Source organism: Sphingobium fluviale, from assembly GCF_004122115.1.
GTDB classification, from domain to species: Bacteria; Pseudomonadota; Alphaproteobacteria; order Sphingomonadales; family Sphingomonadaceae; genus Sphingobium; species Sphingobium fluviale.
The window spans coordinates 152,816-178,925 of sequence record NZ_SBKP01000005.1 but is presented as its reverse complement, the minus strand read 5'-3'; the positions used below and the strand labels follow the sequence as shown (position 1 = coordinate 178,925).

Genomic DNA, 26,110 nt, shown 5'->3' with positions numbered 1-26,110 from the left:
CAAGAGAACAGGCGCAGCGATAGAGAGGCTGGCCCACAGGCATAATCCTTTTACAGGGCTATCCCATGGCACGGTGCGTGCACAGTCCATGATCACATATTTGGAGTAACAAAATGACGGATGTTTTCCTGGTATCGGCGGCTCGGACCGCGATTGGCAGCTTTGGCGGGGCGCTCAAGGATCAGAAGCCGGGAGAACTGGCCGCCCATGTCGCGAAAGCGGCTATTGAACGCGCGGAGATAGACGCCGCGCAGGTCGGCAATTTCGTACTCGGCAACGTTATCCATTGTGAACCGCGCGACGCCTATGCTGCCCGAATTGCCGCCATCGGCGCCGGGGTGCCTCAGGAAAGCCCGGCGCATACCGTAAACCGGCTGTGCGGGTCGGGATTGCAGGCGATTCTCACTGCGGCGCAATCCATCATGTTGGGCGATTGCGATATTGCCATTGGCGCAGGCGCGGAGATCATGAGCCGGGCGCCCTATTTCCTCCCCGCTGTGCGCTGGGGCCAGAAAATGGGTGACGCAGCTGTGGTCGATGGTCTGACCGGCGCCCTTACCGACCCGTTTCAGGCGATCCATATGGGTGTGACGGCTGAGAATGTCGCGGCACGATACGGGATTTCACGCGAGGAGCAGGACGCGCTGGCCTTTGAGAGCCAGAAACGCGCCGCCAACGCCATCGCGCAGGGCTATTTCAAGGAACAGATCACCCCGGTCGAGGTGATGGTGCGGCGCACGCCCACGCCGTTCGATACCGACGAATTTGTGCGGAAAGACGCTACGGCGGAGGATTTTACCAGACTGAAGCCGGTTTTTCAGAAGGATGGCACCGTCACCGCCGGCAATGCCTCCGGGATCAACGATGGAGCGGCCGCAGCCGTACTGGCGAGCGAAGCGGCGGTGAAGGCGCATGGCCTCAAGCCCCTCGCCCGGCTCGTTGCCTATGGCCATGCCGGCGTGGAGCCTGCCTATATGGGCATCGGCCCGGTTCCCGCCACCCGCAATGCTCTCCAGCGCGCGGGCCTGAGCATCAACGATCTCGATGTGATCGAATCCAACGAAGCCTTCGCGGCACAGGCCTGCGCGGTCGCCAAGGAGCTTGGGTTCGACCCCGCAAAGGTCAACCCCAACGGCAGCGGCATCTCGCTTGGCCATCCTGTGGGCGCAACCGGCGCGATCATCACGACCAAGCTCATCTACGAACTGGCGCGCACGGGCGGTCGCCTCGGCCTCACGACAATGTGCATCGGCGGCGGGCAGGGCATCGCAGCAATCTGGGAACGGGTCTGATCACAAATCGGCAACCGCCCTCTGCCTCACTCAAGGTGAAGCCGACCTCAAGGTGAAGCCTAGAGCGCGCTGCGTTAAATCTGACGCAAGATGCGCGCTCTAAATTTTTGTTGTCGCATCGTTTTTTGCCAAAAACCGGTTCCCACTTTTTGGCACGATGCTCTAAAGGGCCAGGCACCAAATCTGCTCAAGGAAAAAACGGGTGGCCTATGTGCAACCCGTTATACCTCCGAGGGAACCAAATCCTTGAGCGGCACTGCAGTGTCTGTCAGTTTATCTTCTGGCACAGAGACACCGCCCATCACCAACGCGCGGCCCTGCACATAATCCTTGACCGCGTTAACGCAATCGAGCGCGATAACCTTGCCATTTCGCAGGTAGATGACGCTGAACGAGCGGCTTGCCGGGTCGCCCCGTGTTACCGTCTTGTCATAGCCGGTCGACAGGCCAACGGTTTGCAGCCTGAGATCATACTGGTTTGACCAGAACCACGGAACGGCATGATAGGGCTGCAATGTGCCGGTGATAGCCTTGGCGGCCGTAGTGGCCTGATCATTGGCGTTCTGCACAGACTCCAGCCTGATGCGTGCGCCCTCGGCAAACGCATTGATATGCGCCGCGCAGTCGCCGATGGCATAGATGTCGGGCAGCGAGGTACGGCAACATTCATCCACATCGACGCCGTTGGTCCCGGCGGCTCCCGCCGTAATCAGCGGTTCGACAGACGGTATGATACCGATACCGACGATCACCATCTCGCACGTGATCACTTCACCGTCGGCCATGCGCACGCCACAAGCCGCACCATCGCGCTCTTCTATACATTCGACCATCGCGCCAAGCCGCACATCAACGCCGTGAGCACGGTGTTCCGCCTCATAGAAGCGGGAGAGTTCTTCCCCCGCAACCCGCGCCAAAACGCGCGGCAACGCTTCGAGCAGCGTCACCTGCTTGCCAAACTTGCTAAGCACCGCCGCCGCCTCAAGCCCGATATAGCCGCCGCCGATCACCACCGCGCGCGATACGCCGTCCAGCTCTGCCATCATGCGGTCAACATCGGCGCGGGTGCGCACGACATGGACACCCGCAAGATCATGGCCGGGGCAAGACAGGCGCCTGGGGCTGCCACCGGTTGCCCAGATCATGCTGCCATAGCCGATCTCAGCGCCATCAGCAGTGGTGACTGTATGAGCGGCAGCGTCGATCGAGACCACGCGTCTGCCCAGCAGCATGGTGACTTCCTTGTCTGTCCAAAAGCTGGCTGGACGGATCAGGATGCGCTCGAAAACCTTTTCGCGGGCAAAATAGTCCTTTGAGAGAGGGGGGCGCTCATAGGGGAGTTCCGGTTCATCACCGATGATGGCAATCGTGCCCTCATACTTGCCCTGGCGCAAAGCGACCGCAGCCTGTGCCCCTCCATGTCCGCCACCCACAATCAGTACGTCAAAATTTTCAGCCAATGCGTCCTCTTTCAGATGCAATGATGACCCAGTGGCCATCCATCTCACTGGTAAACCCGATCACAGAAAGCTGGAGTTCTCAAATGAGAGGCCCCGCCATGCCCCAAGGTCATTCGTATTTGCTGCCATTGCCCAACAAAGGCCTGCACAGCGCGGCGGATATACATGGCATGTTGAGTACGAGCAAGACCGCCCTGCCCCACAATGAACAGCAGGCGGAACTCGTGAATTCGGCGCAAAGCAATGAACTATCGGTCTTTAAGGAAGCGTGTGGGAAGCCGTTACCTGTTTATATCATTGCTCACTCGCAGCCGGAACTCTATGTCACAACAGCAGCTTTTGCGCAGGAGCATGGGCAATGAGGGCGTCTGAAGGGATCATGCACGCCGGAAAAAGCATAAGAAGCGTCGTCGTGTTTTAACGGCTCACGTTAGAGCGCGCTGCGTTAAATCTGACGCAAGATGCGCGCTCTAACCTTTTGTTGGCACAGGCACCTATATGCCTGTTGCAGATGGTAGCACGCAGGGCAATCTGCGCCTATATTCTCCGGCTTCAATCCTCCGGCGCGATAGTGACGCGCAGGCCATCCAGCGCAGCGGTCACGGGCACCTGACAGGAAAGGCGGCTCTGTTCCGTCTTGTGATCGGAGCTGTCCAGCAGGTCTTCCTCGTCCTCGCTACGGGGCGGCATGTCACCAGAGAAGGCAGGGTCGACATAGACGTGGCAGGTGGCGCATGAGCAGCAGCCGCCACACAACGCCAGCAGCTCGTCCATGCCATTGTCGCGCAGCGCTTCCATCAGGCTGATGCCTTCATCCGCTTCGATCGTGCTTTCACTCCCGCTACGGCTCACAACAACCAGCTTCACCATCCACTATCTCCAGAACTATGATTCATACGTCGCCGCCTTAGCTACTTTGCAGAGGAATTCAAGCTGGCGGCGCACTCTCAGTCTCGCTAACAGGGTGAGGATGGTTCACACGACTGCCTCCCTTTACGCCAGCATAGATGCGCTGTGCGCAATCGAGCCGGGGCTAGCGCGGGCAATCGAACGACTGGGCTATCCAGAGCCGCGGGTGCGGGCGACAGGCTATGACACATTGCTGCGTACGATTGTCGGCCAGCAGGTAAGCGTGGCAGCAGCTGCCTCTGTCTGGGTAAAGCTGGAGACGCTGCTGGGCGTGGGTTGCCCGCCGGATATTCTGTTGGCGCAGGATTTTGACTCTCTGCGCGGTTGCGGCCTCTCGCGCCAGAAGCAGGGATACGCGCGCAGCCTTGCAGAGCTGGTCGTCTCCGGCGGGATAGACCTGCATAATCTACCTGAGGACGACGAAGCAGCGATCGCCCAGCTCGTGAAAATCAAGGGCATCGGCCGCTGGTCAGCCGAGATATATCTCCTGTTTGCCGAAGGCCGGCCCGATATCTGGCCGGCGGGCGACCTTGCAATACAGATCGCGATTGGCGAACTGGTGGGGATGGACGCGCGGCCCGATGAAAAGGCGGTGCGCGCCCGCGCCGAGGGCTGGCGGCCGCATCGCAGCGCGGCGGCGATCCTCGCCTGGCACCATTATAATGGTGCAACCCTCTGATGATCGTCAGCGTTTCGGGATTGGCCTGCATCAGGGGCGGACGGCGGCTCTATGCGGGCCTGGAGTTTACGCTTGCGGCAGGGGAGAGCCTGCGCCTCACCGGCCCGAATGGCGTCGGCAAATCCAGCCTTATCCGGCAGATATGCGGTCTCTTGCCGTGTACGGAAGGGAGCATTTCCCTCAGCGCCTCGCCTGCGCTGGCGGATGAACGCGCCGCGCTGGATGCTGACCGGCGGCTGGGTGAGGCGCTGCGCTTCTGGGCCAGGTTGGACAGCGCGCCGTCAGATCTGCTCGATCAGGCAATAGAGCGCATGGGCCTGGATGCGCTGGCCGAGCTTCCGGTGCGCATGCTCTCGACCGGCCAGCGCAAACGCGCAGCCCTCGCCCGTGTCCTTGCCAGCGGCGCGGCGCTTTGGCTTCTCGATGAGCCGGGAAATGGGCTGGACGATGCCTCGCTCGGCGCGCTGGGGCGCGCGATGGATGCGCATGTCGCGGGCGGCGGCACGATCATCGCTGCCTCGCATTTCGATCTGCCCCATAGCTTCACGCGCAGCATCGACCTGCGGTATTGCGCGCCATGATGCGCGCGCTGTGGCCGCTGATGCGGCGCGATATTGCGGCGGCGTGGAGCGGCGGTGGCGCGTGGCTGCCGGTGATCTTCCTTTTTCTGGTGGCGAGCCTCTATCCCTTTGCGGTAGGCCCGGACGCGCGGCTATTGGGGGCGACAGGCGGAGGCATGCTGTGGATAGCGGCGTTGCTAGCCGCGCTGCTGCCCATTGAGCGGCTGATCGCGCCCGATGTGGAAAGCGGCGTTATAGATCAATGTCTTGTGCGGGGAATTTCGGATGAAATCATCGTTCTTGCCAAGCTGATCGCCCACTGGCTGAGCTTTGGCCCGCCGCTGATGATCACCGCCCTACCCGCTTCCGCGCTGCTAAAGCTGGATGCGGGTACGCTGATACGGCTGGAGATCGGTCTGGCGCTGGGCACACCGGCGCTTGCCGCGCTAGGTGTGCTGGTGGCGGCGTTGACGGCGGGCCTGCGCAGTGCGAGCGCGATAGCCGGGCTGCTGGCGCTTCCCCTCGCGGTGCCGCTGCTGATCTTCGGCGCTGGGGCGCTGCATGAGGGGTCCGGCGCGGCGCTCAAGTTCCTCGCGGCGATAGCGCTGCTGCTGATAGCGATCACGCCGATCGCGGCAGGCGCGGCGATGCGTGCGGGGCGGGAATAGCCTTCAGCGGCTCCAGCGCGCCCATATCGCGGTGGGGAGCAGCAGCCCCCGCCCTTCCTCGCGCACCGCAAGCTCGCCGCACTCCACTGTGCCGGGCAGGCCCGCGAAAGCCTGTTTGAGCAGTTCGCCTATCGCCAGAGCCGACATGCGCACGGCATAGACGGTGAGGAACAGAAAGCGGCTGTTTTCATCGAGCAACTGTCGGCAGTTGGCGATCAGCGGCGGCAGATCTTCCTCCAACCGCCACACCTCGCCATCCGGGCCGCGCCCATATTTGGGCGGATCGAGAATGATGCCGTCATAGCGCCGCCCGCGCCGCACCTCGCGCGCCACGAACTTCTGCGCGTCGTCGGTGATCCAGCGGATCGGATGCTCGCTCATGCCGGAGAGCGCGGCGTTCTCGCGCGCGGACGCCACCGACTTTTTCGACGCATCGACATGCACCATCTGCGCACCGCTTGCTGCCAGCGCCAGCGTGCCCACGCCGGTATAGCCGAACAGGTTCATCGCGGATGGCGCCTCCATCCCTTCGAGCCTGCCTCTCATCCAGCCCCATACCGGCGCCATATCCGGGAAGAAGCCGAGGTGGCGAAAGGGGGTGCATGAAGCCGAAAAGCGCACCTCGTTCCAGCTCAGTGGCCAGCTTTGCGGCAGGGAGCGGTCGTTCAAATACCAGCGGCCGCCACCCTCCTCATCCGAGCCCGGCACAAACTCGGCATGTGCCTGCCAGTCTTCTGAAGCGGGCGCCCAGAGCGCCTGCGGCTCAGGCCTGATGAAACGATAGGGGCCATAGCGCTCCAGCTTGCGCCCGTTGCCGCTGTCGACAAGGCCATAGTCCGCCCAGGGTTCGGCAATCAGGGTGGAGAGGGTCACTGCCGTGCGGTGGCGAGGCCCGCGATATGCGCGGTTATGGCCTCATATGTCGCGGGCAGGCGCGTATAGGCCTCCTCACGGTCGAACAGGCTGCCAACCCGCGCGGGCATGGAAGGACGCACGCCGGTTGCGCGCTCCACCGCATCGCGGAATTTGGCGCCATGGGCCGTGGCGAGCGTAACGACCGGCACGTCGGCAGGCAGATCATCCGCCGCAAGCGCTGCGGCCAACCCGACCGCACTGTGCGGATCGATCACCTGCCCCGCAGCTTCATAAGCCCAGCGCAGCGCGAGGTTCATGCCGTCAGCGTCAACGCGGTGCGACGTGAACAGCCGCGATGCGCCCTCTTGCTGCGCATTGGTGAGGCGCATCGCCTTGCTCGCCTCGAACCCGCGCATCTGCTCTGCCAGCGCCAGCCCATCCCGCCCGCCGACATCGAAGAGAAGCCGCTCGAAGTTGCTGCTTACCTGAATGTCCATGCTCGGCGTAGCGGTAGGGATGACGGTGCCCTGACTATAATCGCCATCCGCCAGCGCACGGTGGAGAATATCGTTCACATTGGTGGCGACGATGAGGCGGGCGACCGGCAGCCCCATTTTCGATGCGACATAGCCTGCGAACACATCGCCGAAATTGCCGGTGGGCACCGAGAACGCCACCTCCCGCTCCGGCGCGCCCAGGCGCACGGCGGCATAGAAATAATAGACCACCTGCGCCATCAGCCGCGCCCAGTTGATGCTGTTGACGGCTGAGAGATTGTGGCGCGCACGGAAATCGGCGTCGTTGAACATCGCCTTCACCAGCGCCTGCGCATCGTCAAAGCTGCCATCGATCGCGATGTTGTGGACATTGGGCGCCAGCACGGTCGTCATCTGGCGGCGCTGCACATCCGAAACGCGGCCATAGGGATGGAGCATGAAGATGTCGATCTTGTCGCGCCCCGCCACTGCGTCGATGGCCGCCGACCCGGTATCACCCGATGTTGCGCCGACAATGGTGATGCGGTCCTCGCGCCGGGCGAGGAACTTTTCGAACAACAGGCCGAGCAGCTGTAGCGCCACGTCTTTGAATGCCAGCGTCGGCCCGTGAAACAACTCTAGCAGCCACTGCCTGTGGTCAAGCTGCACCAGCGGGGTCACGGCCTTGTGCGAAAAGCGGCCATAGGCAGCCTCGCACAACACGCGCAGTTCAGCCTCGGAGAGCGAGCCTGCCACGAATGGCGCCATGACGCGCACTGCCGTATCGACATAGGATAAGCCAGCCAGCGCACGAATGTCGTCCGCAGAGAATGTAGGCCAGCTTTCGGGCAGATACAGTCCGCCATCACCTGCCAGCCCTGCGAGCGTGACCTGTTCGAAATCCAGCGCCGGTGCGCTGCCGCGTGTGCTGATATATTTCATGGGGCAGCGGCCTAGCGTGGTGCGCTGGATCGGGCAAGAATTAAGAGTCGGCCTGCCCCTTGCGCTCGCGCAGCTTGAGTGCCAGCCCATAGATCACCAGCGCCACAACGGCGAACAGGAACCATTGCACAGCATAGCTAAGGTGGTTGTTGGGGATGTCGTCTGGCCGCGGCAGGCTGGAGGGTTTCAGCTCCGCAATCGGCGAGGCTTCCGCCACCAGCATCGGCCGCAGTACCAGCTCTGGCCCGGTCAATTGCGCAAAGAGGGAGCGATGGTCAGGCTCTTTGCTGATCCAGCCCGATATCGTCCCGCCAGTCCAGCCGGGCTTCATGTCGGGTTTACCGCCGACACCTACCGCCACCAGCGCGCCCTGCCCCTCTGCCCCGGTGGTGCAGTGGGCGATATAGCGGAAACCGGCAGAGCCGTCCGCCGCGCGTCCGGCTTCCACCTGCCAATGAACCACACGCAGGCAGTGCAGCGCAGAGCGACGAAAGGTCATGTCCGGGGTAACAGGGCCGGTGCTGGGGAACGAGCGCGGTGGGAGGGCGGGGTTGTGCCGCACCTCGGCGATCAGAGCTTCCTTCTGGCCTGCACGCTTCAGCTGCCAGACGCCGAGCATCACCATCGCCGCCACAGCAGACAGCACCAGTACCGTCGGAACGAGCGGCCAGTAACGCGGAAACCAGCGGGTCATGCCGGCCTGTCTTCCTTTTCTGCCATATCTGTGGCGGCCAGCACACCCTCTGCCGCCTTGTTCTTGTATTCCAGCGTCAGCAACATGCCCTTTGCCACTCGTAGCGACCCCACCACCAAGGCCACCGTCAACACCGGCCACACAAGGATGTGAAGGATGAGCGGCGGATGCACGCTGAACTCAAGCGCCAAAGCGAGGCCAAGGATCAGCCCGCCCACAATCATCGTCAGGAAGGCGGCGGGGCCATCGCCCACATTGAACTGGCGATAATCGAGGCCGCACATACGACAGCTGTCAGCAAAGCGCACCGGTGAAACAAAAAGGGTCTGCGCGCCGCATCGCGGGCACAGACCCTTTGCAGAAGCCATGACAAGCGGTGCGGGCGACGGTGCCGGATCGGTCATCGCGCGCCCACGTCCATCTCTATCAGCCGCCGTGGATCGGCGCGCCCCAGCCGCCCCACACATAGATGGCGGCGAAAAGGAACAACCACACCACGTCAACGAAGTGCCAATACCAGGCCGCCGCCTCGAAGCCAAAATGCTGGCGCGGGGTGAAGTGGCCGTTGTTGGCACGCACGAGGCAGACAATCAGAAAGATCGTGCCGACAAGTACGTGAAAGCCATGGAAGCCGGTCGCCATATAGAAGGCCGAGCTATAGGGCGTCTCGCCGAAGGGGAACGGCGCGTGCGCATATTCATAAGCCTGAATCGCCGAAAACAGTGCGCCGAGCAGGATCGTTGCCAGCAGGCCTTTCTTGAGGCCATCGCGGTTGCCATGAATCAGCGAGTGATGCGCCCATGTCACGGTAGTGCCGGAGCAGAGCAGGATCAGCGTGTTGAGCAGCGGCAGCTCGAATGCGTTGAGCGTCTCGATCCCCTTCGACGGGAACATCCCGTTGATCGGTTCCAGCGTTGATGGAAACAGCGAGAAATCGAAGAAGGCCCAGAACCAGCCGACGAAGAACATCACTTCCGAAGCGATGAACAGGATCATGCCGTAACGCAGGTGTAGCGACACGACGGGGGTGTGATCACCCGCATGGGCCTCTTTCACCACATCGGCCCACCAGAAGAACATGGTGGCGAGGACACCCGCGAGGCCGAGATAAAATACGCCCGCGCCAGCATTGCCCATCTGATCGGGGTGCATCCACATGATCGCGCCGATCGCCAAAGCGAGCGCCGACATCGAACCCATAAGCGGCCAGATGCTGGGTGGGAGAATGTGATAATCGTGGTTCTTGGCGCCTGCCATACTACTCTCTTCCCTGTTCACCAAAATTAGATTGAAACGTCCTTAGCTCCGGTTTGCGCTCGGCTCAACCGGATTGAACGTATAGCTCAAGGTAATCTGCTGCGTGTCCTTGTTGTCGGGATCGTCGAGGATCTTCGGGTCGACATAATAGATCACCGGCATCCGCACCTCCTGCCCCGGCTGAAGGGTTTGCTCGGTAAAGCAGAAGCACTGGATTTTGGTGAAGTAGATGCCCGACTGAGTAGGCGTCACGTTGAACACGGCCGTACCCGTCACCGGCTTGTCGCTCATGTTTTTCGCGATGAAGGTGGTGAAAGCGCGGGCGCCGATCTCCACCGTTTGCGTGGTATGCTCCGGCTTGAACTGCCACGGCATGCCGGGTGCGACGTTCGAATCAAAGCGCACGGACATGGTTTTGCCGGCGACAGGCAGAACGCCCGGCACCGTCTCGCCGCGTTGCGTTGTGCCACCAAAACCCGTGACCTGGCAGAAATAGCGATAGAGCGGCACCGAAGCGAAGCCCAGCCCGAACGCTCCGAGCGCGATCGAGAGTGCCATCAGCCCGGTGCGACGCAGTTTTGCCTGCATCGCGGGGTTGCTCAAGGATGCTGTCATTGCCTGTGTCATTGCGGCCCTATCCCTTACCCGTCATCTTGATGATGGAAATGGCGAAAACGAGGATCACGAATGCGCCGAGCGCCAGCGCCAGAACCTTGGCGCGGGCCTGTTGACGGGCGCGAATCTGGGCTTCATCGATCACGGGCTTATTCTCCTGCGCGGTCATGCCAACATCCATCGATCAAACACCACCGCGCCAAACAGGATGAACAGATACAGGATCGAATAGCGGAACAGCGCCCTCTCTGCCTTCATCTTTGCCGGGTCCAGCTCCAGCGAACTGAACACGCGGAACGCCAGAACGGCGAACAGTAAGGTCGCCACCAGCGCCACCGTGCCATAGAGCGCGCCCGTCAGGCGCAGCAGCACCGGCGCGAACGCGGCCACTGCCATGATCGCGGTATAGCCCCAGATCTGGCGGCGCGTCTCGCGCTCACCCGCCACCACAGGCAGCATCGGGATGCCGGCGGCGGCGTAATCGGGCCGGACATAGAGCGCAAGTGCCCAGAAATGCGGCGGAGTCCAGAAGAAGATCAGGCAAAAGAGCGCTATGGGCAGCGCGGAGACGTCCCCCGTCACCGCCGCCCAGCCAATCACTGGCGGAAACGCGCCCGCCGCACCGCCGATAACGATATTCTGCGCGGTGCGCGGCTTGAGCCAGATCGTATAGACGAACACGTAGAACAGGATCGAAACGCCAAGGATCGCGGCGGCAAACCAGTTGAGCGCGAGGCCCATCAGGATCACTGAAAAGAACGAGAGTCCCACCCCGAAATGCAACGCCGACTGCCGGTCCATCCGCCCTGCGGGCAGCGGGCGGTTGGCGGTGCGTTTCATCAGGCCATCGCTGTCCGCCTCAACCCATTGATTGAGCGCCGCGGCTGCGCCCGCGCCCAGCGCGATGCACAGGATCGCGGTGAAGGCCAGCACCGGGTGGATATGCCCCGGCGCCGCAAGCAGGCCGCACAGGCCGGTGAACACGACCAGCGTCATCACACGCGGCTTCGTGAGCGCGACAAAATCGCGCCAGTCGGCGGTGAGGGCAGCAGGATTCATCGTCGCGGTCGTCATGCTCGTTGCGCCACTCCGGGGGCGAAGAGAGAAATGCGGCTGAGGGCGGGCCAATTCAAGCCCGCCCCCTCAAAGTTTGTCAATGTCAGCGCACGATCAATGGTGCGCATTGTCCTCGATCACCGGCAGGGTCTCGAACTGGTGATAAGGCGGCGGGCTGGACAGGGTCCACTCCAGCGTCGTCGCGCCCTCGCCCCAGGGGTTGCCCTCCGCCTTGGCGCCGAACATCATCGAATAAGCGATGTTCACGAACCAGATGCCAACGCCAACCGCCATGATCGTGTAGCCGTGGCTCGCGATCTGGTTCCAGTATGCGAACGCCTCCGGATAGTCGGGATAGCGACGCGGCATGCCGGAAAGGCCGAGGAAGTGCATCGGGAAGAACAGCACGTTCACACCAATGAAGAAGATCCAGAAGTGCAGCTGGCCGAGCAGCTCGCTATACATGCGGCCCGACATTTTCGGGAACCAGTAATAGAAGCCCGCAAACAGCGAGAACACCGCGCCCAGCGACAACACATAGTGGAAGTGCGCCACGACATAATAGGTGTCGTGCATCACATCGTCGATGCCGCCATTCGCCAGCACCACGCCAGTGACGCCGCCCACGGTGAACATGAAGATGAAGCCCAACGCCCACACCATCGGAGTCTTGAAGCTGAGCGAGCCGCCCCACATCGTCGCGATCCACGAGAAGATCTTCACGCCGGTCGGCACCGCGATGACCATGGTTGCCGCGGTGAAATACATCTTCACGTTCACGCTCATGCCCGTGGTGTACATGTGGTGCGCCCACACGACGAAGCCGACGACACCGATCGCGACCATGGCATAGGCCATGCCGAGATAGCCGAACACCGGCTTGCGGCTGAAGGTAGATACGATCTGACTGATGATGCCGAAGCCGGGCAGGATCATGATGTACACTTCGGGGTGGCCGAAGAACCAGAACAGATGCTGATACAGCTCCGGGTCGCCACCCTTCAGGCCATCATAAAAAACGGTGCCGAAGTTGCGGTCCGTCAACAGCATCGTGATCGCCGCAGCAAGGACCGGCAGCGCGAGCAGCAGCAGGAACGCCGTGACCAGCACCGACCACACGAACAGCGGCATCTTGTGCAGGGTCATGCCCGGCGCGCGCATATTGAAGATGGTCGTGATGAAATTGATCGCACCCAGAATCGAGCTGGCGCCCGCGATGTGGAGCGACAGGATCGCCATGTCCACCGCTGGCCCAGGCGAGCCGGAGGTCGAGAGCGGAGCATAGACCGTCCAGCCCGTGCCCGCGCCGTTGCCGGCGCCGCCGGGTACGAAGGTCGAGCCGAGTAGCAGCAGGAACGCCGGGATTAGCAGCCAGAAGCTGATGTTGTTCATGCGCGGGAAGGCCATATCCGGCGCGCCGATCATGATCGGGACGAACCAGTTGCCAAAGCCGCCGATGATCGCGGGCATCACCATGAAGAACACCATGATGAGGCCGTGCGCGGTGATCAGCACGTTCCAGAGGTGATAGGCCTGATCGAGCGATGCGGTGCCGCCTTCCGCGATGGAGGCCCAACCCTGAAGGTACTGGATGCCGGGCTGCGCCAGCTCGATACGCATCAGGCCGGAAATCGCACCGCCGATCACCCCCGCGATAATCGCGAAGATGAGGTAGAGCGTGCCGATATCCTTGTGGTTCGTCGACATGAACCAGCGGGCGAAGAAGCCCGGCTTGTGATCAGCGTCGTGATGATCGTGGGCGTGGCCGTGAGCGTCTGCTGCAATCGTCGTCATGATGAAGAGACCCTTATATCAAATCTTGGCGGGCGCGACTGGCGCGGCTGTATCGGCGGTCTTGGCCGGTTCAGCACCAGCCTTGGCTGTGGGATCGCCGCCCTGCGAACGGACCCACTGCTCCCACTCGGCCACAGGCCGCGCCTCGATGGCAATCGGCATGAACCCGTGCTTCACGCCGCACAGCTCTGAGCACTGACCGTAATAGACGCCCGGCTTCTCGATGAAGATACTGCGCTCGTTGAGGCGGCCCGGCACCGCGTCCATCTTGAACCAGAGTGATGGGACAGCAAAGCTGTGAATAACATCTGCCGCAGTGATTATAAGACGGATCGGGCGGCCAACGGGGAGAACCAGACGGTTATCCACCGCAAGCTGGTTCGGTTCGCCATTTTCCAGAGCCTTTTCGGGCGGCAGGATGTTCGACACATATTCCGGTATGCCCTGATCGGGATATTCATAGCCCCAATACCACTGATATCCGGTGACTTTAACCGTCAACGCATCCTTGGGCGCGGGTTTGTATTGCTCGGCAATCAGGCTGATCGAAGGCACCGCGATCACCACGAGGATCAGGACTGGAACCACGGTCCAGACGATCTCGATAAAGGTGTTGTGTGCCGTCTTGGACGGAACGGGGTTGGCCGCGCGGCGGAACCGGACGACGATATAGAGCATCAGGCCGAGAACGAACAGCGAGATCACGGTGATAATCGGCAGCAGCAGCGCATCATGCATCCACAGCGCCTCGCGGCCGGTCGGACTGAATTGCTTCTGGATCGTATATTCGCCCGGCGAGGGCATGCCGATGCCTTCTGTCGGCTTCATACGCTCAGGAGCGGCCACCTTTTCCGCAGCGGGGGCGGCAGCATTAGCGGCAGCAATATCAGCCGGAGCGGCCATCGATTCGACTGCCGCAGCAGGTGCAGCAGCTTCCTGCGCCATAGCCGGATAAGAGCCAGCCAGCGCCGGCACCAGTGCCAGCAATCCCGCCGCAAGCAATGATTTCACGATATTCATAGGCGTATGATACCCCGTTCCCCTTAGGCCTTGCCCCCTCTACCGCAACGCATTGTCGCAGGGACGTAACTGGCGGGCTTATAGGCATGGTTGCCAGCAGGCTCAAGCCGCAAAAGGGGTTTTTCTTCATGGTTGCATCAGCTACCCAACCCCCCTATCTGCACCGCGGAAAATGAAACGGATTCAAGGTAAATGAACGAAGACGCGATACTGGCAGAATTCCGTGCAGCCGAAGCATTGCTTGAAGGGCATTTCGTCCTTTCATCGGGCAAGCACAGCGCCTATTATTTGCAATGCGCACGTGTGCTGATGAGCGCCGAACGCGCGGGAAGACTGGCGCTGGCGCTGGCGCAAAAACTGCCGCGCGATCTGAAAGCCGAGATAGATCTGGTCGTCTCGCCTGCGATGGGTGGTCTCATCATTGGCCATGAAATGGGCCGCGCTCTGGGTGTGGACGCAATTTTTCTGGAGCGGCCGGAGGGGCAGTTCACTCTTCGGCGTGGCTTTGCCATCGAGCCGGGGCAGAAGGTGCTGCTGGTTGAGGATGTAGTGACCACCGGCCTGTCATCGCGCGAAGCGATGAAAGCTGTACGAGCCGAGGGCGGCATCGTGCTCGCCGAAGCTGCGCTGGTCGATCGCTCGGCAGGCGAAGCGGAACTGGGCGTGCCCTTCTATCCTCTAGTGTCGCTGAATTTTCCAGTTTATGAGCCTGATGCCCTGCCACCAGAGCTGGCCGCAACCCCCGGCATCAAGCCGGGAAGCCGCAAAAACGCCGTATAGTGGCCGCGCTGCCGCCCCTGCGCTTAGGCGTCAACATCGACCATGTCGCGACGATCCGCAACGCGCGCGGTGGCGATTTTCCCGATCCGGTGCGCGCCGCGCTGATGGCCGTTGAGGCAGGCGCGGACGGCATTACGGCCCATCTGCGCGAAGACCGGCGCCATATACGCGATGAGGACATCGCCAGCCTGATGGCCGCGCTCACCGTGCCGCTGAACCTCGAAATGGCAGCGACGGACGAGATGCTGGAGATCGCGCTGCGCCACAAGCCGCACGCCGCCTGCATCGTGCCGGAAAAGCGCGAGGAGCGGACGACCGAGGGCGGGCTGGACGCCGCGCGGCAGTTCGATGCGCTCGCCCCGATGGTACGTGCGCTGGGCTATGCCGGCGTGCGCGTCTCTTTGTTCATAGAACCGGACGTGGCGCAGATCGATGCCGCCATCCGCTTGGGCGCGCCGGTGGTGGAGTTCCACACCGGGCGTTATGCGCATCTCGATGGCCAGCCGCGCGCCGACGAGTTGCGCCGCATATCGGATGCCGCCGCCCTCGCCGCGCGCAACGGCATCGAGCCGCATGCAGGCCATGGCCTTACCTTTGAGAATGTTGGGCCGATCGCCGCGATCCCGCAGATCCGCGAACTCAACATCGGCCATTTTCTTGTCGGCGAGGCGATCTTCACCGGCTTGGCCGACGCCATCCGCACCATGCGCGCGCATATGGACGCCGCGCGATGATAGTGGGTTTAGGCTCAGACCTCTGCAACATTGACCGGCTGGCCAAGGTGCTGGAGCGGCACGGCGAGCGGTTCGAGCTGCGCGTTTTCACGGCCACGGAACGCGCGAAGGCCGCCAGACGCCCGTTCACCAAGGCCGGCACGCTGGCCAAACGCTTCGCCGCCAAGGAAGCCTTCTCGAAGGCGATAGGCACCGGCTTCAACCATGGCGTCTATATGCGCGACATCGGCGTGGTCAACGCGCCATCGGGTGCCCCGACGCTGGAACTGACCAACGGCGCCGCCGCGCGCCTTGCGGCGATGACTCCGCCCGGCCACCGCATGCTTGTTCATCTCACGCTCACCGATGATCATCCATTTGCGCAGGCGTTCGTTATATTGGAAGCGGTGCCGGATGCCGCGGCGTGAGCGGGAATGATTCGGATATGAACCATATTGCTGGTAGCGCCGTCGCTCCACCCGCCCGTTCCGGCATAGACTGGTGGGCCGAGTTCAAGAGCCTCGCGGTACTCCTGCTCTGCGTATTGGGGTTCCACAGCTTCATTGCCAAGCCCTTCTATATCCCTTCCGAATCGATGATGCCGGTGCTCCTGAAAGGCGACCGTCTGGTAGTCAGCAAATATCCCTATGGCTGGTCCTATGTGTCGCTGAGCTTTCATCCGCTGCCCTTTATGCCAGGGCGTGTGATGAGCCAGCTGCCTGAGCGCGGTGACGTCGTTATCGTTACGCCCCGCAACAGCCGCGAAGATTATATCAAGCGTGTGATCGGCCTGCCGGGCGACACGATCGAGATCCGCGGCGGGACCGTGATCCTGAACGGCGTGCCTGTGCCGCAACGAACTCTGCCGCCGCTGATGCTGCCTGTCGACGCCAACGCCCCCTGCCCCGCCGGGCAGTTTCCCGGCGCGCTGGTGGCCGGGCAGGATGGCAAGCGCTATTGCCGCCTGCCGGTCAGCGAAGAGACGCTGCCCAATGGCCGCCACTATCAGGTCATCGATGTCGGGCCCAGCGCGCTGGACTGGTATGGCCCGGAGAAAATTCCCGCAGGCCATCTATTCCTGATGGGCGACAACCGAGACAACAGCGCGGACAGCCGCGCGACGCTGGCCGAACGGGGCTTGGGTGGCCCTGTGCCATTTGAAAGCATCGGCGGGCGGGCGGAGTTCATCACTTTTTCGGTGGACGGCACAACGAGCCTTTGGAATCCGCTGAGCTGGTGGACATCCCTGCGCGGCGGCAGGGCGGGCGCAAGTTTGCATGCCGAAGGGGGAAACTGACGTACCATAACGTCATGCTGAACTTGTTTCAGCATCCATCAAGCCTCACGGTCTCCCGCAACTGAGGGAGCGGGCTTCGCCCGATACTGATATTTCGCAGAGTTCAAGATGCGCGGTTGCTGCTCGATCTTGGAGCATCGTGCGCAAAAGTGGGAACCGGTTTTTGGAAAAAAACGATGCGACAACAAAAAGTTAGAGCGCACATCTTGCGTCAGATTTAACGCAGCGCGCTCCAGAATTGAGCCTGCCGCACAATGGATGCTGAAACAAGTTCAGCATGACGGTGGGATAAGTCGAAACCTACCCCAGCCCGGAAATCAGGGCTGCATAGCCTCGCCGCCGCCCTGCATCTGTTGCATCTGCTGCTGCATCGCCATGATCTCGGCGCGGGATTTGAAATCGAGCAGCTTCACGCTGAAAATCAGCAGAGAGTTGGCCGGGATCGGGCCGGACTCTTTGTCGCCATAGCCCAATGCGGGGGGAATGAAGAGTTGATACTCGCCGCCGCGCTTCATCCGTTGCAAACCCTCGGCAAAGCCAGGCACAACGCCATCGACCGGCATCGCCGCCTGCTCACTCTGGTCGAACACCGTACCATCGGTCAGCGTCCCGGTGTAGCCGACCAGCGCGATGTCGCCCGCCGTGGGGCTTGGCCCCTCGCCTTCGCGGATCACTTTATACTGCAGGCCGCTATCCGTGGTGATCACGCCCGCCTCTTTGCCGTTTTTTGCGAGATAGGCGGCTGCAGATGGCACCACATTACGCTGCCCCGCATAGGCAAGGCCCGCCGCAGCGAGCGCTATAGCGCCGACGCCCACCCACAGGCGGGTCAGCGACCATTTAGCGACAGGACGAAGCGGGACAGCTGTGATAGACATGGACAAGGCCCTGATATAGCGGAACGGAACAAGAAATGCGGGCAATCACGCCCGCATCGTCTCCAGCTTAGCGGCTGCCGTCGCGCTCCACGCGCTTGCGCTCCAGCTTGCGGGCGCGGCGCACGGCAGCGGCCTTTTCACGGGCGCGCTTTTCCGACGGCTTTTCGTAGTGACGGCGCAGCTTCATCTCCCGATACACGCCCTCGCGCTGCAGCTTTTTCTTGAGCGCGCGAAGTGCCTGATCGACATTATTGTCGCGGACGATGATTTGCATAAGGCCGTCTTGCTCCAATCTAGCATGGCTGGAGGGCGACTTACTCGCCATACACACAGCCGAAATAACATATTAAAAACAACAAAAAACATAGCGCCGCAAGCAACAAGCTGCGTCGTGATCGGCGCGCCCTACCAGCGAACAGGATTAACATCAAGATGATTCCTGATTTTTGGTGCGTGTGTGATCCGCTCACGCGGATATGCCGTACCAGCCCTCTCCCCCACCCGAACCTCCGAAACGCAGCAAAGCTGCCTGTTTCGGATCATGCATATAACTGTTGCGAGCGAACCACGCTCAAAGCCATAAGCGCATCATGACGAGCTTTACCGTGAACGACCGCCCGGTGCGCTACCTGATGGATCCGGAGACACCCCTCCTGTGGGCTTTGCGCGATGCATCGAACCTGACCGGCACCAAATATGGCTGCGGCACCGGCGATTGCGGCGCATGCACCGTGGATGTGGATGGGCAAGCGGTGCGCTCCTGCCGTATCTCGATTGCCGCGTGCGAGGGGCGCTTCGTCACGACGATCGAGGCGCTCTCCACCGATCGCAGCCACCCGGTGCAGCAGGCGTGGATCGAGGCGAACCTGCCCCAATGCGGCTATTGCCAGCCGGGCATGATCATGGCCGCCGCCGTCCTGCTGAAAAAGAACCGCGCGCCGTCTGACGCGGACATAGACGCCGCCATCACCAATATCTGCCGCTGCGGCACCTATCCGCGCATTCGCGCCGCGATTCGCCGGGCGAGCGCGATGATGAACGGCTCAGGCCCGGCTCCCGCCGGTCCCGCCACCCCGGACACACAAGCCGAGCCGCGAGCCGCCACCCAAGCAGAGCCTACCACATGAGCCTGCTCTCGCGCCTGCCGTTCTTCGGCGCCTCGAAGCAAGCAACCCAGCCCCCGACGATACGACAGGACGGCCCCTTCCCGGATGATGCCGACCAACCCTCAGCGGCGCGCGCGCATATCGCGCGGCAGGTCAGCGCCAAGCTCGCCCGTAACCCGATGATAGAGCGGCTGGGCGATGCGCGGCTCGACCTGTTCCTTCGGCCCCATTTCGCGACGCCCGCCGAGTGCGCAGCCCTGTGCGCAATGATCGACGCAGGTGCGCAGCCCTCTATCCTCTTCTCCGGCACACAGGGGCCGGAATATCGCACCAGCCACAGCTGCCACATGGACCGCGCAGACCCGCTCGTTACCACCATCACGGAGCGCATCTGCGCCCTGATGGGCATCGAACCGCGCTTCACCGAAACGTTGCAGGGCCAACGCTATACGGCGGGGCAGGAATATAAACCGCATTGGGATTACTTCCCGCAAAACGACACCTTCTGGCCGCAAATGCGCGACATGGGCGGGCAGCGAACCTGGACTGCAATGCTCTATTGCAATACCGTAGAGGCGGGAGGCGAAACGCAGTTCGTCACCACCGGCCTTTCCATAATCCCCTCGCAAGGTGCGCTGCTCTTATGGAACAATATGGACCGCGATGGAGCGCCCAACACAGACAGCGCCCATTATGCAAGGCCAGTGGAAGCAGGCGTCAAATATGTGCTGACCCTGTGGTTCCGCGAGCGACCCTGGCTCTAAAAAAGCGTCCAGGCGTTAACCTCAACTGCTCATCACCCTTTCTGTTCGCTGAACCTTCCATTCCCGCTCCGTTCAGCACGACTCGGCAATAACCTTCTTGTCGGCACGGCATTGCCCGCCGAAAGGAATGAGGAGAACGACTATGCGTAAACTGATACTTTCCGCCGCGATGGCCGCCACCGCGCTGACTGGAATGACCCTGTCCATGGCCGCGAACGCGCAGGACTGGCGTCAGGAACGGCGTGAAGAACGGCGCGATGACCGCCAGGATGTGCGCGAGGCAGGCCGCGATGTACGCGAAGAGCGGCGCGAACTGCGTGAAGCCTATCGCGAGGGCGACCGCCGCGACATTCGCGAGGAACGGCGCGATGTTGCTCGCGCGGAGCACCGCTACTCCCGCGAACTGCGCGATTACCGGCGCGATAACCCCCGCGTCTATTCACGCGGCAACTGGAGCGCGCCGTACCGCTATCGCCACTGGGATCGTGGTGTGCGCGTCGACCGCGTCTATTATGCGCCGCGCTATTATGTGAACGATCCGTGGCGCTATCGTCTGCCGCACGCACCGGGCTATGCCCGCTGGGTGCGCCATTATGACGACGTGCTGCTGATCGATCTGCGCAGTGGCCGGGTGATCGACGTCTACCACCGCTTCTTCTGGTAAGGAGCTTTGCGGAAGACCGCCCGGAGAAATCCGGGCGGATTTTCCTATGCCGACAGAGCTTCCGCGATAAGCCGCCTACTATTCTCTATGCCGTAGAGCGCGATGAAGCTGCCCATGCGCGGACCTTGATCGGCCCCCAATAGCGTCTGATACAGCGCCTTGAACCAGTCTCGCAGTTGCTCGAACCCATAGTGCGGATCTTTGCCGATCGCGTAGACGATGTTCTGGATGTCCTCCGCCGAAGCATCTTCGGAAAGCGCGCCCAGCTGTGCGTCCAGCTCCGCCAACGCACCGGCCTCGTGCGCTTCCGGCTTCCGCCGCTTTAATGTCGGCGCAACAAAATCCCGGTTATAGGCCAGCGCGCAAAGTATTAGTTTTCCCAGATAATCGTCTGCAAACACCTCGGTGTTATTAATGAATTCTGCCTCTGCTGGCGACGTTGATCTGATATTGGGGTTATTACCCAGCAACTTATCTAAATAACCTCGGACCTGAAGCTCAGTAGCTTCGGCTCCAAGTACCCCAACGAGATTCAGCAACAAGCCATAGGAAACAGGCAGCGGCTGTTCGGGCACAGCCTCTCCCCGCGCGGCATGAACATGATGCACCGGGTTGCCAAGCTGCTTGTCGAGCGGTTGGGACGCATAATTGCCGCGAAACTGCTCATACTCATCCACTGCGCGCGGGATCACGCCGATGTGGAGCTGCTTGGCGCTCTTCGGCTCGCGATAAGCATAGAAAGCGAGGCTTTCTTCGCTGCCATAAGTCAGCCACTCTTCCAAAGACAGGCCATTACCCTTTGATTTACTGATCTTTTCCCCTTTTTCATCGAGGAACATCTCATAGATCAGCCCTTCGGGCTTCCGCCCTCCCAGCACCTGCGCGATCTTGCCGGATTGCACGCCGCTGTCGGTCAGGTCCTTGCCATACATCTCATAGTCGACATCCAGCGCGACCCAGCGCATCGCCCAGTCAACCTTCCATTGCAGCTTGGCCCCGCCGGAAAGGATGCAATGCTCTACCTGTGCGCCTTCGTCCTCGAACCGCACGATGCCGCTTTCAGCGTCCACCACCTCCAGCGGCACCTGCAACACCACACCGGATCGAGGGCTGACGGGCAGCACCGGAGAATAGGTCGCCGCGCGCTCCGCCCGCAATGTCGGGAGCATAATATCCATTATTTTCTGATAGTTACGCAAGACGTTCCGCAGCGCGTCGTCAAACGCCCCTGATTTGTACAACTCCGTTGCACTATGGAAAGAGTAATGGAAACCGAACCGGTCCAGAAACTCCCGCAGCATCGCATTGTTATGCGCGGCAAAGCTGTCATACTTGCCGAACGGATCGGGGATGGCGGTCAGCGGCTTGCCAAGATGCTCCCTCAGCATCTCCTGATTGGGCACGTTGTCCGGCACCTTGCGCAGCCCGTCCATATCGTCCGAAAAAGCGATCAGGCGCGTGGGGATGTCAGACATTTCCTCGAACGCCTTGCGCACCATCGTTGTGCGCAGCACCTCGTTGAACGTGCCGATATGCGGCAGGCCTGAAGGACCATAGCCGGTCTCGAACAGCGCATAGCCCTTGGCGGGCGTAGCGTTAGCCAGGCGCTTCAGAACCTTACGCGCCTCTTCATGCGGCCAGGCTTTGGAAAGGAGGGCGGCTTCGCGCAATGTCGTGGTGTCAGTCATACGCGCCCCCATAGAGCATCGCGCGAAAAAGTGGGAACCGGTTTTTTCGCCTAGCGGTGCGACCAGCAACAACAGCGGCCTTGAACATAAGTTTAAGCCCTTTCTACAGGCATACCTGTATCACGGTTTACCGGCAATTAAGCATCTGGGGCTATGCTAATCCCATCATGCACGCATCGCAGAGTCAGGCCCAATATAAGCGCGAGCTGCGCATTCCGGTGGACATACCGGTGCGCATAGACAGTGTGCTTGTCTCCACCGATGCGATGTTGCGCAATCTCACCGAGCATGGCGCGTTGATCGAGGGCATATCGCTGCCCAAGGGAGCGCAGTTCCAGATCGATTATGAGGGGCAGATCGTGTTCGGCATTGTCGCTTGGGCGGAAGACGACCGCATCGGCGCACGCTTTCCATTCATGCTGGACGATGGCCCGCTCTATACGCGGCTGCAACAGGCCGTAGTGGAGCATGAGGTACGGCAGAAGCATACGCCGCGCGTCTACGCTTCGGCACCCGCGCCGCATATTCAGAATCCCGCGCCCAGCGCCTTGCGTCGCGCGACCGGGGGTTTTGGCCGCAGAGGCCTCTGATTTCTTCTCAAAAGCATTGAAGCAATTGGACGAGGCGCTATGCCGGGTTGATGAACCGGCTGCCTCCCCTGCCCGCGCTCCACGCCAGCCACGCTGGCATCTGGCTGTGCGAGCCGGGGGGCGAGGCGCGAGCGGTATCGCGCGGCGAGGCGGTGTCTGCCGCCGCCGAAACGCCGGTGCTCGTTTTGAATGCACCGCTCACCGGCCAGCGGCTGGGCTATGATGCGCTGTCGGGCCTGGATCTTCTCGAACTTTGGGCCTTCATCCACCCCGCACGGTTTCTGGTTCCCACGCCTTCCGGGTTGGCGCGCGCACTTGACCTGACTGAACCTGAACGAGAGCAAGACATCCCCGCTCTGCTGACAGCGGCAACGGGCGCCTTGCTGGCCCGGCTTGGCGAACCGGATTGGCGCGAGCGCGAGGGCGCGTGGTTGTCTGCGCAATCATTGCAGCGTTTGCGCTGGCCCTGGGCACCGATTGTCGGCCCGCTGATCGCACGGCCAGACGATAAGGACCGCTGGCTGTTCAGCCGCCTGCCGGAATGGGAGGAAGGCGCGCCCCGCCCTGCCCCGCGCGCCTATACGCCCGACCCGGACGCCATCGAGGCACGGCTGGAGGCACTGACCGGATCGGGCGCGGAACCCCGGCCCGGCCAGCGAGCCTACGCGCAATCCGCTGCCGCAGCCTTCGCCCCTCGTCAGGCGCGGGACCGGCCCAATATCCTGCTCGCCGAGGCCGGCACTGGTATCGGCAAGACCCTGGGCTATCTCGCCCCCGCCTCATTATGGGCGGAGCAGGCGGGCGGCACCGTCTGGGTCTCTACCTACACCAAGGCGCTGCAGCGCCAGCTTGATGCCGAGACACGGCGACTGAGAGAGAACCCCGGTAGCGCGGGGGGGAAGGTCGTGGTCCGCAAGGGTCGCGAGAATTATCTCTGCCTGCTCAACCTTGAGGACGCGCTGCAGGGAGGCTTTTCCGGTCGTGCGGCGATCCTCGCCCAGCTCGTCGCGCGCTGGGCGGCCTATACCAAGGATGGCGACATGGTCGGCGGAGATCTGCCTGGCTGGCTGCCCACGCTGTTCCGACGCAACGGCTCCACCGCGCTGACCGACCGGCGGGGCGAGTGCGTCTATGCCGGCTGCCCACATTACCGCAAATGCTTCATCGAGCGTAGCGTGCGCGGCGCGGCGCAGGCGGACATTGTCATCGCCAATCATGCGCTGGTGATGATCAACGCCGCACGCGGGAGAGACGATGGCGGCGCACCCACCCGCCTGATCCTCGATGAGGCGCACCACATCTTCGACGCCGCGGATTCGACCTTTGCAGTAGCCTTGACCGGGCAGGAAACGATAGAGTTGCGTCGCTGGGTCATCGGGCCGGAGGGCGGATCGCGTGGGCGCAGGCGCGGACTTGCCGCCCGCCTTGCCGATGTCGCCAGCTATGATGCCGAGGGCGCTGCCGCGATCAATCAGGCGCGCGATGCAGCCAGCCTGCTGCCTGCCGACGAATGGCTGAAGCGTGTGGTGCATGGCGAACCGTTCGGCCCGATCGAGGATTTGTTGTGCGCCGTGCGCGCGCATGTCTTCGCCCGCGCCGAGGATGGCAAGGCCGCGGATGCCGATGCGGGCTATGGGCTGGAGGCAGAGCTGGCCGAACCAGATGGCGCGCTGGTTGAGGCCGCGATGAACGCCGCCGCCGCGCTCGACAGCTTGTTGAAGCCCCTCAACCGCCTCGGCAAAAGGCTGGAAGCGATCCTTGCTGACGGGCCAGACTGGATGGACGGCCCAGCACGCGCGCGGATCGAAGGCGCGATCGGCTCGATGCAATGGCGGACGGATTTACTCTCCGGCTGGCTCGCCCTGCTCGCCCGCATCGGCGGCCCCGGCGACCCGGATTTCGTCGACTGGCTGGCGGTCGACCGGTTCGAGGGGCGCGAATATGACATGGGGTTGCATCGCCACTGGCTCGACCCCACCCGCCCCTTCGCCGAAACCGTGCTGAAAGGCGCGCACGGCGCACTACTGACTTCCGCCACCCTGCGCGGCAGCGTTGGCGAGGGCTGGGCGCGGGCCGAAGCACGCACCGGCGCTGCGCACGTCGAGGGGCCAGTCCAGCGGTTCGAGGCGGCCAGCCCGTTCGATTATGCTTCACAAGCCGAGGTCTTGATAGTCACCGATGTAAAGCGCGGAGACATCGGCGCCCTGTCTGGCGCCTATGCGCGCCTGATCGAGGCGTCAAACGGAGGCGCGCTCGGCCTGTTCACCGCGATCCGTCGTCTTCGCGCCGTCCACGCCCGCATCGCGGACCGGCTGGCGCGCGCATCCCTCCCGCTTTATGCCCAGCACGTTGACCCCATCGACACCGGTACGCTGGTCGATATCTTCCGTGACGACATGCGCGCCTCACTGCTCGGCACTGATGCTCTGCGCGACGGTGTCGACGTGCCCGGTCATTCGCTGCGCCTACTGATCATGGAAGGGGTGCCGTGGTCCAAACCCACGGTGCTGCACGCCGCGCGCAAGCTCGCCTCCAGAGCGGAAGACGGCGGCGGTAACGCCTATGACGACGCGATTATCCGCGCCCGCCTGGCGCAGGCCTTTGGCCGCCTCATCCGGCGCGCCAATGACAAGGGGATTTTCGTCATCCTCTCCGCCGCAATGCCGAGCCGCTTGCTAAGCGCCTTTCCACCCGGCGTCCCGATCCGGCGCATCACCTTGGATGACGCGGTAATTACGGTGAGCGAACGACTTGGATTTGCAACGTCTTTGGTGCATCAGGAGGATGAATCGAGGATGCTCAATAAATGAAAACGCTGATCCTGCTACGCCACGCCAAATCGGGATGGGATGACCCGGAGCTGCGGGATTTCGATCGACCGCTGAATGCCAAGGGTGTGCGCGCAGCTGTTATGATGGGGCGCAAAGCGGCAGCAGATAGACTGAGGGTCCAACGGCTGATCGCCTCTCCCGCCGTGCGTGTGATGCAGACGCTGGAAGGCTTCCGCGAAGGGATAAGCGCTTTGCCTGAGCCGGAATGGGACCGGCGCATCTACCTTTCCTCGGCGGCCACCCTGCTCGATATCATCCGCGAGACGGAGACGGGCATCGATACGCTGATGCTGGCAGGGCATAATCCGGGGCTGGAGGATTTGATCCTGGAACTGGTGGCGGATGACAGCGCATCGCCGCTGCGCGCGCTGGTCGAGGAGAAGTTGCCCACTGCCTCGCTCGCCGTGCTGGAATGGCAGGGAGACGACTGGGCCATGCTTGACAGCAAGAGCGGTGTACGCCTCGCTGCGCTCACCCGCCCGCGTGATCTTGATTCGTCCTTGGGGCCAGACACGGACTAAA

The 26,110-nt window shown here is 62.2% G+C and carries 30 protein-coding genes; 15 read left to right on the top strand and 15 right to left on the bottom strand.

Features of this window, described 5'->3' with window-relative positions; all coding sequences use genetic code 11:
• The first annotated feature begins 113 nt into the window (after positions 1–113).
• Positions 114–1,292: a beta-ketothiolase BktB gene (bktB, locus tag EQG66_RS07465; protein ID WP_129403954.1), complete on the top strand. Its 1,179-nt coding sequence runs from the start codon at positions 114–116 to the stop codon at positions 1,290–1,292.
• Positions 1,293–1,513: 221 nt separating this feature from the next.
• On the opposite strand, the gene EQG66_RS07460 is transcribed toward bktB, so the two are convergent.
• Positions 1,514–2,791, bottom strand: a complete 1,278-nt coding sequence (locus EQG66_RS07460) for an NAD(P)/FAD-dependent oxidoreductase (protein ID WP_129403953.1) — start codon at positions 2,789–2,791, stop codon at positions 1,514–1,516.
• A 44-nt stretch (positions 2,792–2,835) separates the two neighbouring features.
• On the opposite strand from EQG66_RS07460, the gene EQG66_RS07455 reads away from it, so the two are divergent.
• The gene (locus tag EQG66_RS07455; RefSeq protein WP_129403952.1) at positions 2,836–3,114 is read left to right on the top strand and encodes a hypothetical protein; all 279 of its coding nucleotides are present in this window, start codon (positions 2,836–2,838) and stop codon (positions 3,112–3,114) included.
• A 190-nt stretch (positions 3,115–3,304) separates the two neighbouring features.
• Here EQG66_RS07455 and EQG66_RS07450 read toward each other — a convergent pair whose 3' ends face one another.
• The gene (locus EQG66_RS07450) at positions 3,305–3,622 is read right to left on the bottom strand and encodes a 2Fe-2S iron-sulfur cluster-binding protein (RefSeq protein WP_129403951.1); all 318 of its coding nucleotides are present in this window, start codon (positions 3,620–3,622) and stop codon (positions 3,305–3,307) included.
• Between the two features lie 100 nt (positions 3,623–3,722).
• Between EQG66_RS07450 and EQG66_RS07445 the strand changes: the two genes are divergently transcribed.
• Genes EQG66_RS07445 through EQG66_RS07435 form a run of 3 tightly spaced genes read left to right on the top strand, consistent with a single transcriptional unit; the run spans position 3,723 to position 5,568 of the window.
• The gene (locus EQG66_RS07445) at positions 3,723–4,340 is read left to right on the top strand and encodes a DNA-3-methyladenine glycosylase family protein (protein ID WP_129403950.1); all 618 of its coding nucleotides are present in this window, start codon (positions 3,723–3,725) and stop codon (positions 4,338–4,340) included.
• Entirely contained in the window at positions 4,340–4,921 is a 582-nt protein-coding gene (gene ccmA, locus EQG66_RS07440) for a heme ABC exporter ATP-binding protein CcmA (RefSeq protein ID WP_129403949.1), read from the top strand. Before EQG66_RS07445 ends, ccmA begins: the two co-directional genes overlap by 1 nt.
• Positions 4,921–5,568 carry a heme exporter protein CcmB gene (locus tag EQG66_RS07435; RefSeq protein WP_129403979.1) on the top strand — a complete coding sequence of 216 codons (648 nt, stop codon included), beginning with the start codon at positions 4,921–4,923 and terminating at the stop codon, positions 5,566–5,568. The genes ccmA and EQG66_RS07435 overlap by 1 nt, the downstream gene beginning before the upstream one ends.
• A gap of 3 nt (positions 5,569–5,571) precedes the next feature.
• Here the strand turns inward: EQG66_RS07435 and EQG66_RS07430 are convergent, their stop codons facing one another.
• From EQG66_RS07430 to coxB, 10 genes are all read right to left on the bottom strand, one after another.
• Positions 5,572–6,441: a class I SAM-dependent methyltransferase gene (locus EQG66_RS07430; protein ID WP_129403948.1), complete on the bottom strand. Its 870-nt coding sequence runs from the start codon at positions 6,439–6,441 to the stop codon at positions 5,572–5,574.
• Positions 6,438–7,841: a threonine synthase gene (thrC, locus tag EQG66_RS07425; RefSeq protein ID WP_129403947.1), complete on the bottom strand. Its 1,404-nt coding sequence runs from the start codon at positions 7,839–7,841 to the stop codon at positions 6,438–6,440. The genes EQG66_RS07430 and thrC overlap by 4 nt, the downstream gene beginning before the upstream one ends.
• Before the next feature lie 40 nt (positions 7,842–7,881).
• Positions 7,882–8,535: an SURF1 family protein gene (locus EQG66_RS07420; protein ID WP_129403946.1), complete on the bottom strand. Its 654-nt coding sequence runs from the start codon at positions 8,533–8,535 to the stop codon at positions 7,882–7,884.
• Entirely contained in the window at positions 8,532–8,939 is a 408-nt protein-coding gene (locus EQG66_RS07415; RefSeq protein ID WP_129403945.1) for a DUF983 domain-containing protein, read from the bottom strand. Before EQG66_RS07415 ends, EQG66_RS07420 begins: the two co-directional genes overlap by 4 nt.
• Before the next feature lie 22 nt (positions 8,940–8,961).
• The gene (locus EQG66_RS07410; RefSeq protein ID WP_129403944.1) at positions 8,962–9,792 is read right to left on the bottom strand and encodes a cytochrome c oxidase subunit 3; all 831 of its coding nucleotides are present in this window, start codon (positions 9,790–9,792) and stop codon (positions 8,962–8,964) included.
• Positions 9,793–9,834: 42 nt separating this feature from the next.
• On the bottom strand, positions 9,835–10,380 hold the full coding sequence (locus tag EQG66_RS07405; protein ID WP_245987938.1) for a cytochrome c oxidase assembly protein: 546 nt from the start codon (positions 10,378–10,380) through the stop codon (positions 9,835–9,837).
• Positions 10,381–10,426: 46 nt separating this feature from the next.
• A complete protein-coding gene (locus tag EQG66_RS15300) occupies positions 10,427–10,576 on the bottom strand; it encodes a hypothetical protein (RefSeq protein WP_164975619.1) in 150 nt (49 codons plus the stop codon).
• On the bottom strand, positions 10,573–11,481 hold the full coding sequence (locus EQG66_RS07400; RefSeq protein ID WP_129403943.1) for a heme o synthase: 909 nt from the start codon (positions 11,479–11,481) through the stop codon (positions 10,573–10,575). Before EQG66_RS07400 ends, EQG66_RS15300 begins: the two co-directional genes overlap by 4 nt.
• 96 nt (positions 11,482–11,577) lie before the next feature.
• Positions 11,578–13,257, bottom strand: coding sequence for a cytochrome c oxidase subunit I (ctaD, locus tag EQG66_RS07395; RefSeq protein ID WP_129403942.1), 1,680 nt, complete (start codon positions 13,255–13,257; stop codon positions 11,578–11,580).
• Between the two features lie 18 nt (positions 13,258–13,275).
• Entirely contained in the window at positions 13,276–14,277 is a 1,002-nt protein-coding gene (coxB, locus tag EQG66_RS07390) for a cytochrome c oxidase subunit II (RefSeq protein ID WP_129403941.1), read from the bottom strand.
• A 192-nt stretch (positions 14,278–14,469) separates the two neighbouring features.
• Here coxB and pyrE point away from each other — a divergent pair, with 192 nt between their 5' ends.
• Genes pyrE through lepB form a run of 4 tightly spaced genes read left to right on the top strand, consistent with a single transcriptional unit; the run spans position 14,470 to position 17,067 of the window.
• Complete coding sequence (pyrE, locus tag EQG66_RS07385) at positions 14,470–15,057, top strand: orotate phosphoribosyltransferase (protein WP_129403940.1); 588 nt, start codon at positions 14,470–14,472, stop codon at positions 15,055–15,057.
• A gap of 8 nt (positions 15,058–15,065) precedes the next feature.
• Positions 15,066–15,791, top strand: a complete 726-nt coding sequence (locus EQG66_RS07380; protein ID WP_129403977.1) for a pyridoxine 5'-phosphate synthase — start codon at positions 15,066–15,068, stop codon at positions 15,789–15,791.
• Complete coding sequence (acpS, locus tag EQG66_RS07375) at positions 15,788–16,198, top strand: holo-ACP synthase (RefSeq protein WP_129403939.1); 411 nt, start codon at positions 15,788–15,790, stop codon at positions 16,196–16,198. The genes EQG66_RS07380 and acpS overlap by 4 nt, the downstream gene beginning before the upstream one ends.
• A 17-nt stretch (positions 16,199–16,215) precedes the next feature.
• Entirely contained in the window at positions 16,216–17,067 is an 852-nt protein-coding gene (gene lepB, locus EQG66_RS07370; RefSeq protein WP_129403938.1) for a signal peptidase I, read from the top strand.
• A 317-nt stretch (positions 17,068–17,384) separates the two neighbouring features.
• Here the strand turns inward: lepB and EQG66_RS07365 are convergent, their stop codons facing one another.
• Both EQG66_RS07365 and rpsU read right to left on the bottom strand, forming a co-directional pair.
• A complete protein-coding gene (locus EQG66_RS07365) occupies positions 17,385–17,945 on the bottom strand; it encodes an FKBP-type peptidyl-prolyl cis-trans isomerase (protein ID WP_129403937.1) in 561 nt (186 codons plus the stop codon).
• A gap of 67 nt (positions 17,946–18,012) precedes the next feature.
• Positions 18,013–18,219 carry a 30S ribosomal protein S21 gene (gene rpsU, locus EQG66_RS07360; protein WP_129403936.1) on the bottom strand — a complete coding sequence of 69 codons (207 nt, stop codon included), beginning with the start codon at positions 18,217–18,219 and terminating at the stop codon, positions 18,013–18,015.
• 316 nt (positions 18,220–18,535) lie between these two features.
• On the opposite strand from rpsU, the gene EQG66_RS07355 reads away from it, so the two are divergent.
• The 3 genes from EQG66_RS07355 (at position 18,536) to EQG66_RS07345 (ending at position 20,479) form a co-directional block, all read left to right on the top strand.
• On the top strand, positions 18,536–19,072 hold the full coding sequence (locus EQG66_RS07355; RefSeq protein WP_129403935.1) for a (2Fe-2S)-binding protein: 537 nt from the start codon (positions 18,536–18,538) through the stop codon (positions 19,070–19,072).
• Positions 19,069–19,815 carry a prolyl hydroxylase family protein gene (locus EQG66_RS07350; protein WP_129403934.1) on the top strand — a complete coding sequence of 249 codons (747 nt, stop codon included), beginning with the start codon at positions 19,069–19,071 and terminating at the stop codon, positions 19,813–19,815. Before EQG66_RS07355 ends, EQG66_RS07350 begins: the two co-directional genes overlap by 4 nt.
• A gap of 142 nt (positions 19,816–19,957) precedes the next feature.
• A complete protein-coding gene (locus EQG66_RS07345) occupies positions 19,958–20,479 on the top strand; it encodes an RcnB family protein (protein WP_129403933.1) in 522 nt (173 codons plus the stop codon).
• A 44-nt stretch (positions 20,480–20,523) separates the two neighbouring features.
• Here the strand turns inward: EQG66_RS07345 and EQG66_RS07340 are convergent, their stop codons facing one another.
• Positions 20,524–22,167 carry a lysine--tRNA ligase gene (locus EQG66_RS07340; protein ID WP_129403932.1) on the bottom strand — a complete coding sequence of 548 codons (1,644 nt, stop codon included), beginning with the start codon at positions 22,165–22,167 and terminating at the stop codon, positions 20,524–20,526.
• Between the two features lie 167 nt (positions 22,168–22,334).
• On the opposite strand from EQG66_RS07340, the gene EQG66_RS07335 reads away from it, so the two are divergent.
• The 3 genes from EQG66_RS07335 to EQG66_RS07325 are packed head-to-tail and all read left to right on the top strand — an operon-like array spanning position 22,335 to position 26,109.
• A complete protein-coding gene (locus EQG66_RS07335; RefSeq protein ID WP_129403931.1) occupies positions 22,335–22,757 on the top strand; it encodes a PilZ domain-containing protein in 423 nt (140 codons plus the stop codon).
• Between the two features lie 50 nt (positions 22,758–22,807).
• Positions 22,808–25,567 carry an ATP-dependent DNA helicase gene (locus EQG66_RS07330; RefSeq protein ID WP_129403930.1) on the top strand — a complete coding sequence of 920 codons (2,760 nt, stop codon included), beginning with the start codon at positions 22,808–22,810 and terminating at the stop codon, positions 25,565–25,567.
• A complete protein-coding gene (locus tag EQG66_RS07325) occupies positions 25,564–26,109 on the top strand; it encodes a SixA phosphatase family protein (RefSeq protein WP_129403929.1) in 546 nt (181 codons plus the stop codon). The genes EQG66_RS07330 and EQG66_RS07325 overlap by 4 nt, the downstream gene beginning before the upstream one ends.
• Position 26,110: the final 1 nt, after the last annotated feature.

Bases quoted from the DNA above. Each gene is read 5' to 3' on its own strand.
- bktB (WP_129403954.1), top strand. From the start codon at position 114: ATGACGGATGTTTTCCTGGTATCGGCGGCTCGGACCGCGATTGGCAGC.
- EQG66_RS07460 (WP_129403953.1), bottom strand. From the start codon at position 2,791: ATGGCCACTGGGTCATCATTGCATCTGAAAGAGGACGCATTGGCTGAA.
- EQG66_RS07455 (WP_129403952.1), top strand. From the start codon at position 2,836: ATGAGAGGCCCCGCCATGCCCCAAGGTCATTCGTATTTGCTGCCATTG.
- EQG66_RS07450 (WP_129403951.1), bottom strand. From the start codon at position 3,622: ATGGTGAAGCTGGTTGTTGTGAGCCGTAGCGGGAGTGAAAGCACGATC.
- EQG66_RS07445 (WP_129403950.1), top strand. From the start codon at position 3,723: ATGGTTCACACGACTGCCTCCCTTTACGCCAGCATAGATGCGCTGTGC.
- ccmA (WP_129403949.1), top strand. From the start codon at position 4,340: ATGATCGTCAGCGTTTCGGGATTGGCCTGCATCAGGGGCGGACGGCGG.
- EQG66_RS07435 (WP_129403979.1), top strand. From the start codon at position 4,921: ATGCGCGCGCTGTGGCCGCTGATGCGGCGCGATATTGCGGCGGCGTGG.
- thrC (WP_129403947.1), bottom strand. From the start codon at position 7,841: ATGAAATATATCAGCACACGCGGCAGCGCACCGGCGCTGGATTTCGAA.
- EQG66_RS07420 (WP_129403946.1), bottom strand. From the start codon at position 8,535: ATGACCCGCTGGTTTCCGCGTTACTGGCCGCTCGTTCCGACGGTACTG.
- EQG66_RS07415 (WP_129403945.1), bottom strand. From the start codon at position 8,939: ATGACCGATCCGGCACCGTCGCCCGCACCGCTTGTCATGGCTTCTGCA.
- EQG66_RS07410 (WP_129403944.1), bottom strand. From the start codon at position 9,792: ATGGCAGGCGCCAAGAACCACGATTATCACATTCTCCCACCCAGCATC.
- EQG66_RS07405 (WP_245987938.1), bottom strand. From the start codon at position 10,380: ATGCAGGCAAAACTGCGTCGCACCGGGCTGATGGCACTCTCGATCGCG.
- EQG66_RS15300 (WP_164975619.1), bottom strand. From the start codon at position 10,576: ATGACCGCGCAGGAGAATAAGCCCGTGATCGATGAAGCCCAGATTCGC.
- EQG66_RS07400 (WP_129403943.1), bottom strand. From the start codon at position 11,481: ATGACGACCGCGACGATGAATCCTGCTGCCCTCACCGCCGACTGGCGC.
- ctaD (WP_129403942.1), bottom strand. From the start codon at position 13,257: ATGACGACGATTGCAGCAGACGCTCACGGCCACGCCCACGATCATCAC.
- coxB (WP_129403941.1), bottom strand. From the start codon at position 14,277: ATGAATATCGTGAAATCATTGCTTGCGGCGGGATTGCTGGCACTGGTG.
- pyrE (WP_129403940.1), top strand. From the start codon at position 14,470: ATGAACGAAGACGCGATACTGGCAGAATTCCGTGCAGCCGAAGCATTG.
- acpS (WP_129403939.1), top strand. From the start codon at position 15,788: ATGATAGTGGGTTTAGGCTCAGACCTCTGCAACATTGACCGGCTGGCC.
- lepB (WP_129403938.1), top strand. From the start codon at position 16,216: ATGAACCATATTGCTGGTAGCGCCGTCGCTCCACCCGCCCGTTCCGGC.
- EQG66_RS07365 (WP_129403937.1), bottom strand. From the start codon at position 17,945: ATGTCTATCACAGCTGTCCCGCTTCGTCCTGTCGCTAAATGGTCGCTG.
- rpsU (WP_129403936.1), bottom strand. From the start codon at position 18,219: ATGCAAATCATCGTCCGCGACAATAATGTCGATCAGGCACTTCGCGCG.
- EQG66_RS07355 (WP_129403935.1), top strand. From the start codon at position 18,536: ATGACGAGCTTTACCGTGAACGACCGCCCGGTGCGCTACCTGATGGAT.
- EQG66_RS07350 (WP_129403934.1), top strand. From the start codon at position 19,069: ATGAGCCTGCTCTCGCGCCTGCCGTTCTTCGGCGCCTCGAAGCAAGCA.
- EQG66_RS07345 (WP_129403933.1), top strand. From the start codon at position 19,958: ATGCGTAAACTGATACTTTCCGCCGCGATGGCCGCCACCGCGCTGACT.
- EQG66_RS07340 (WP_129403932.1), bottom strand. From the start codon at position 22,167: ATGACTGACACCACGACATTGCGCGAAGCCGCCCTCCTTTCCAAAGCC.
- EQG66_RS07335 (WP_129403931.1), top strand. From the start codon at position 22,335: ATGCACGCATCGCAGAGTCAGGCCCAATATAAGCGCGAGCTGCGCATT.
- EQG66_RS07330 (WP_129403930.1), top strand. From the start codon at position 22,808: ATGAACCGGCTGCCTCCCCTGCCCGCGCTCCACGCCAGCCACGCTGGC.
- EQG66_RS07325 (WP_129403929.1), top strand. From the start codon at position 25,564: ATGAAAACGCTGATCCTGCTACGCCACGCCAAATCGGGATGGGATGAC.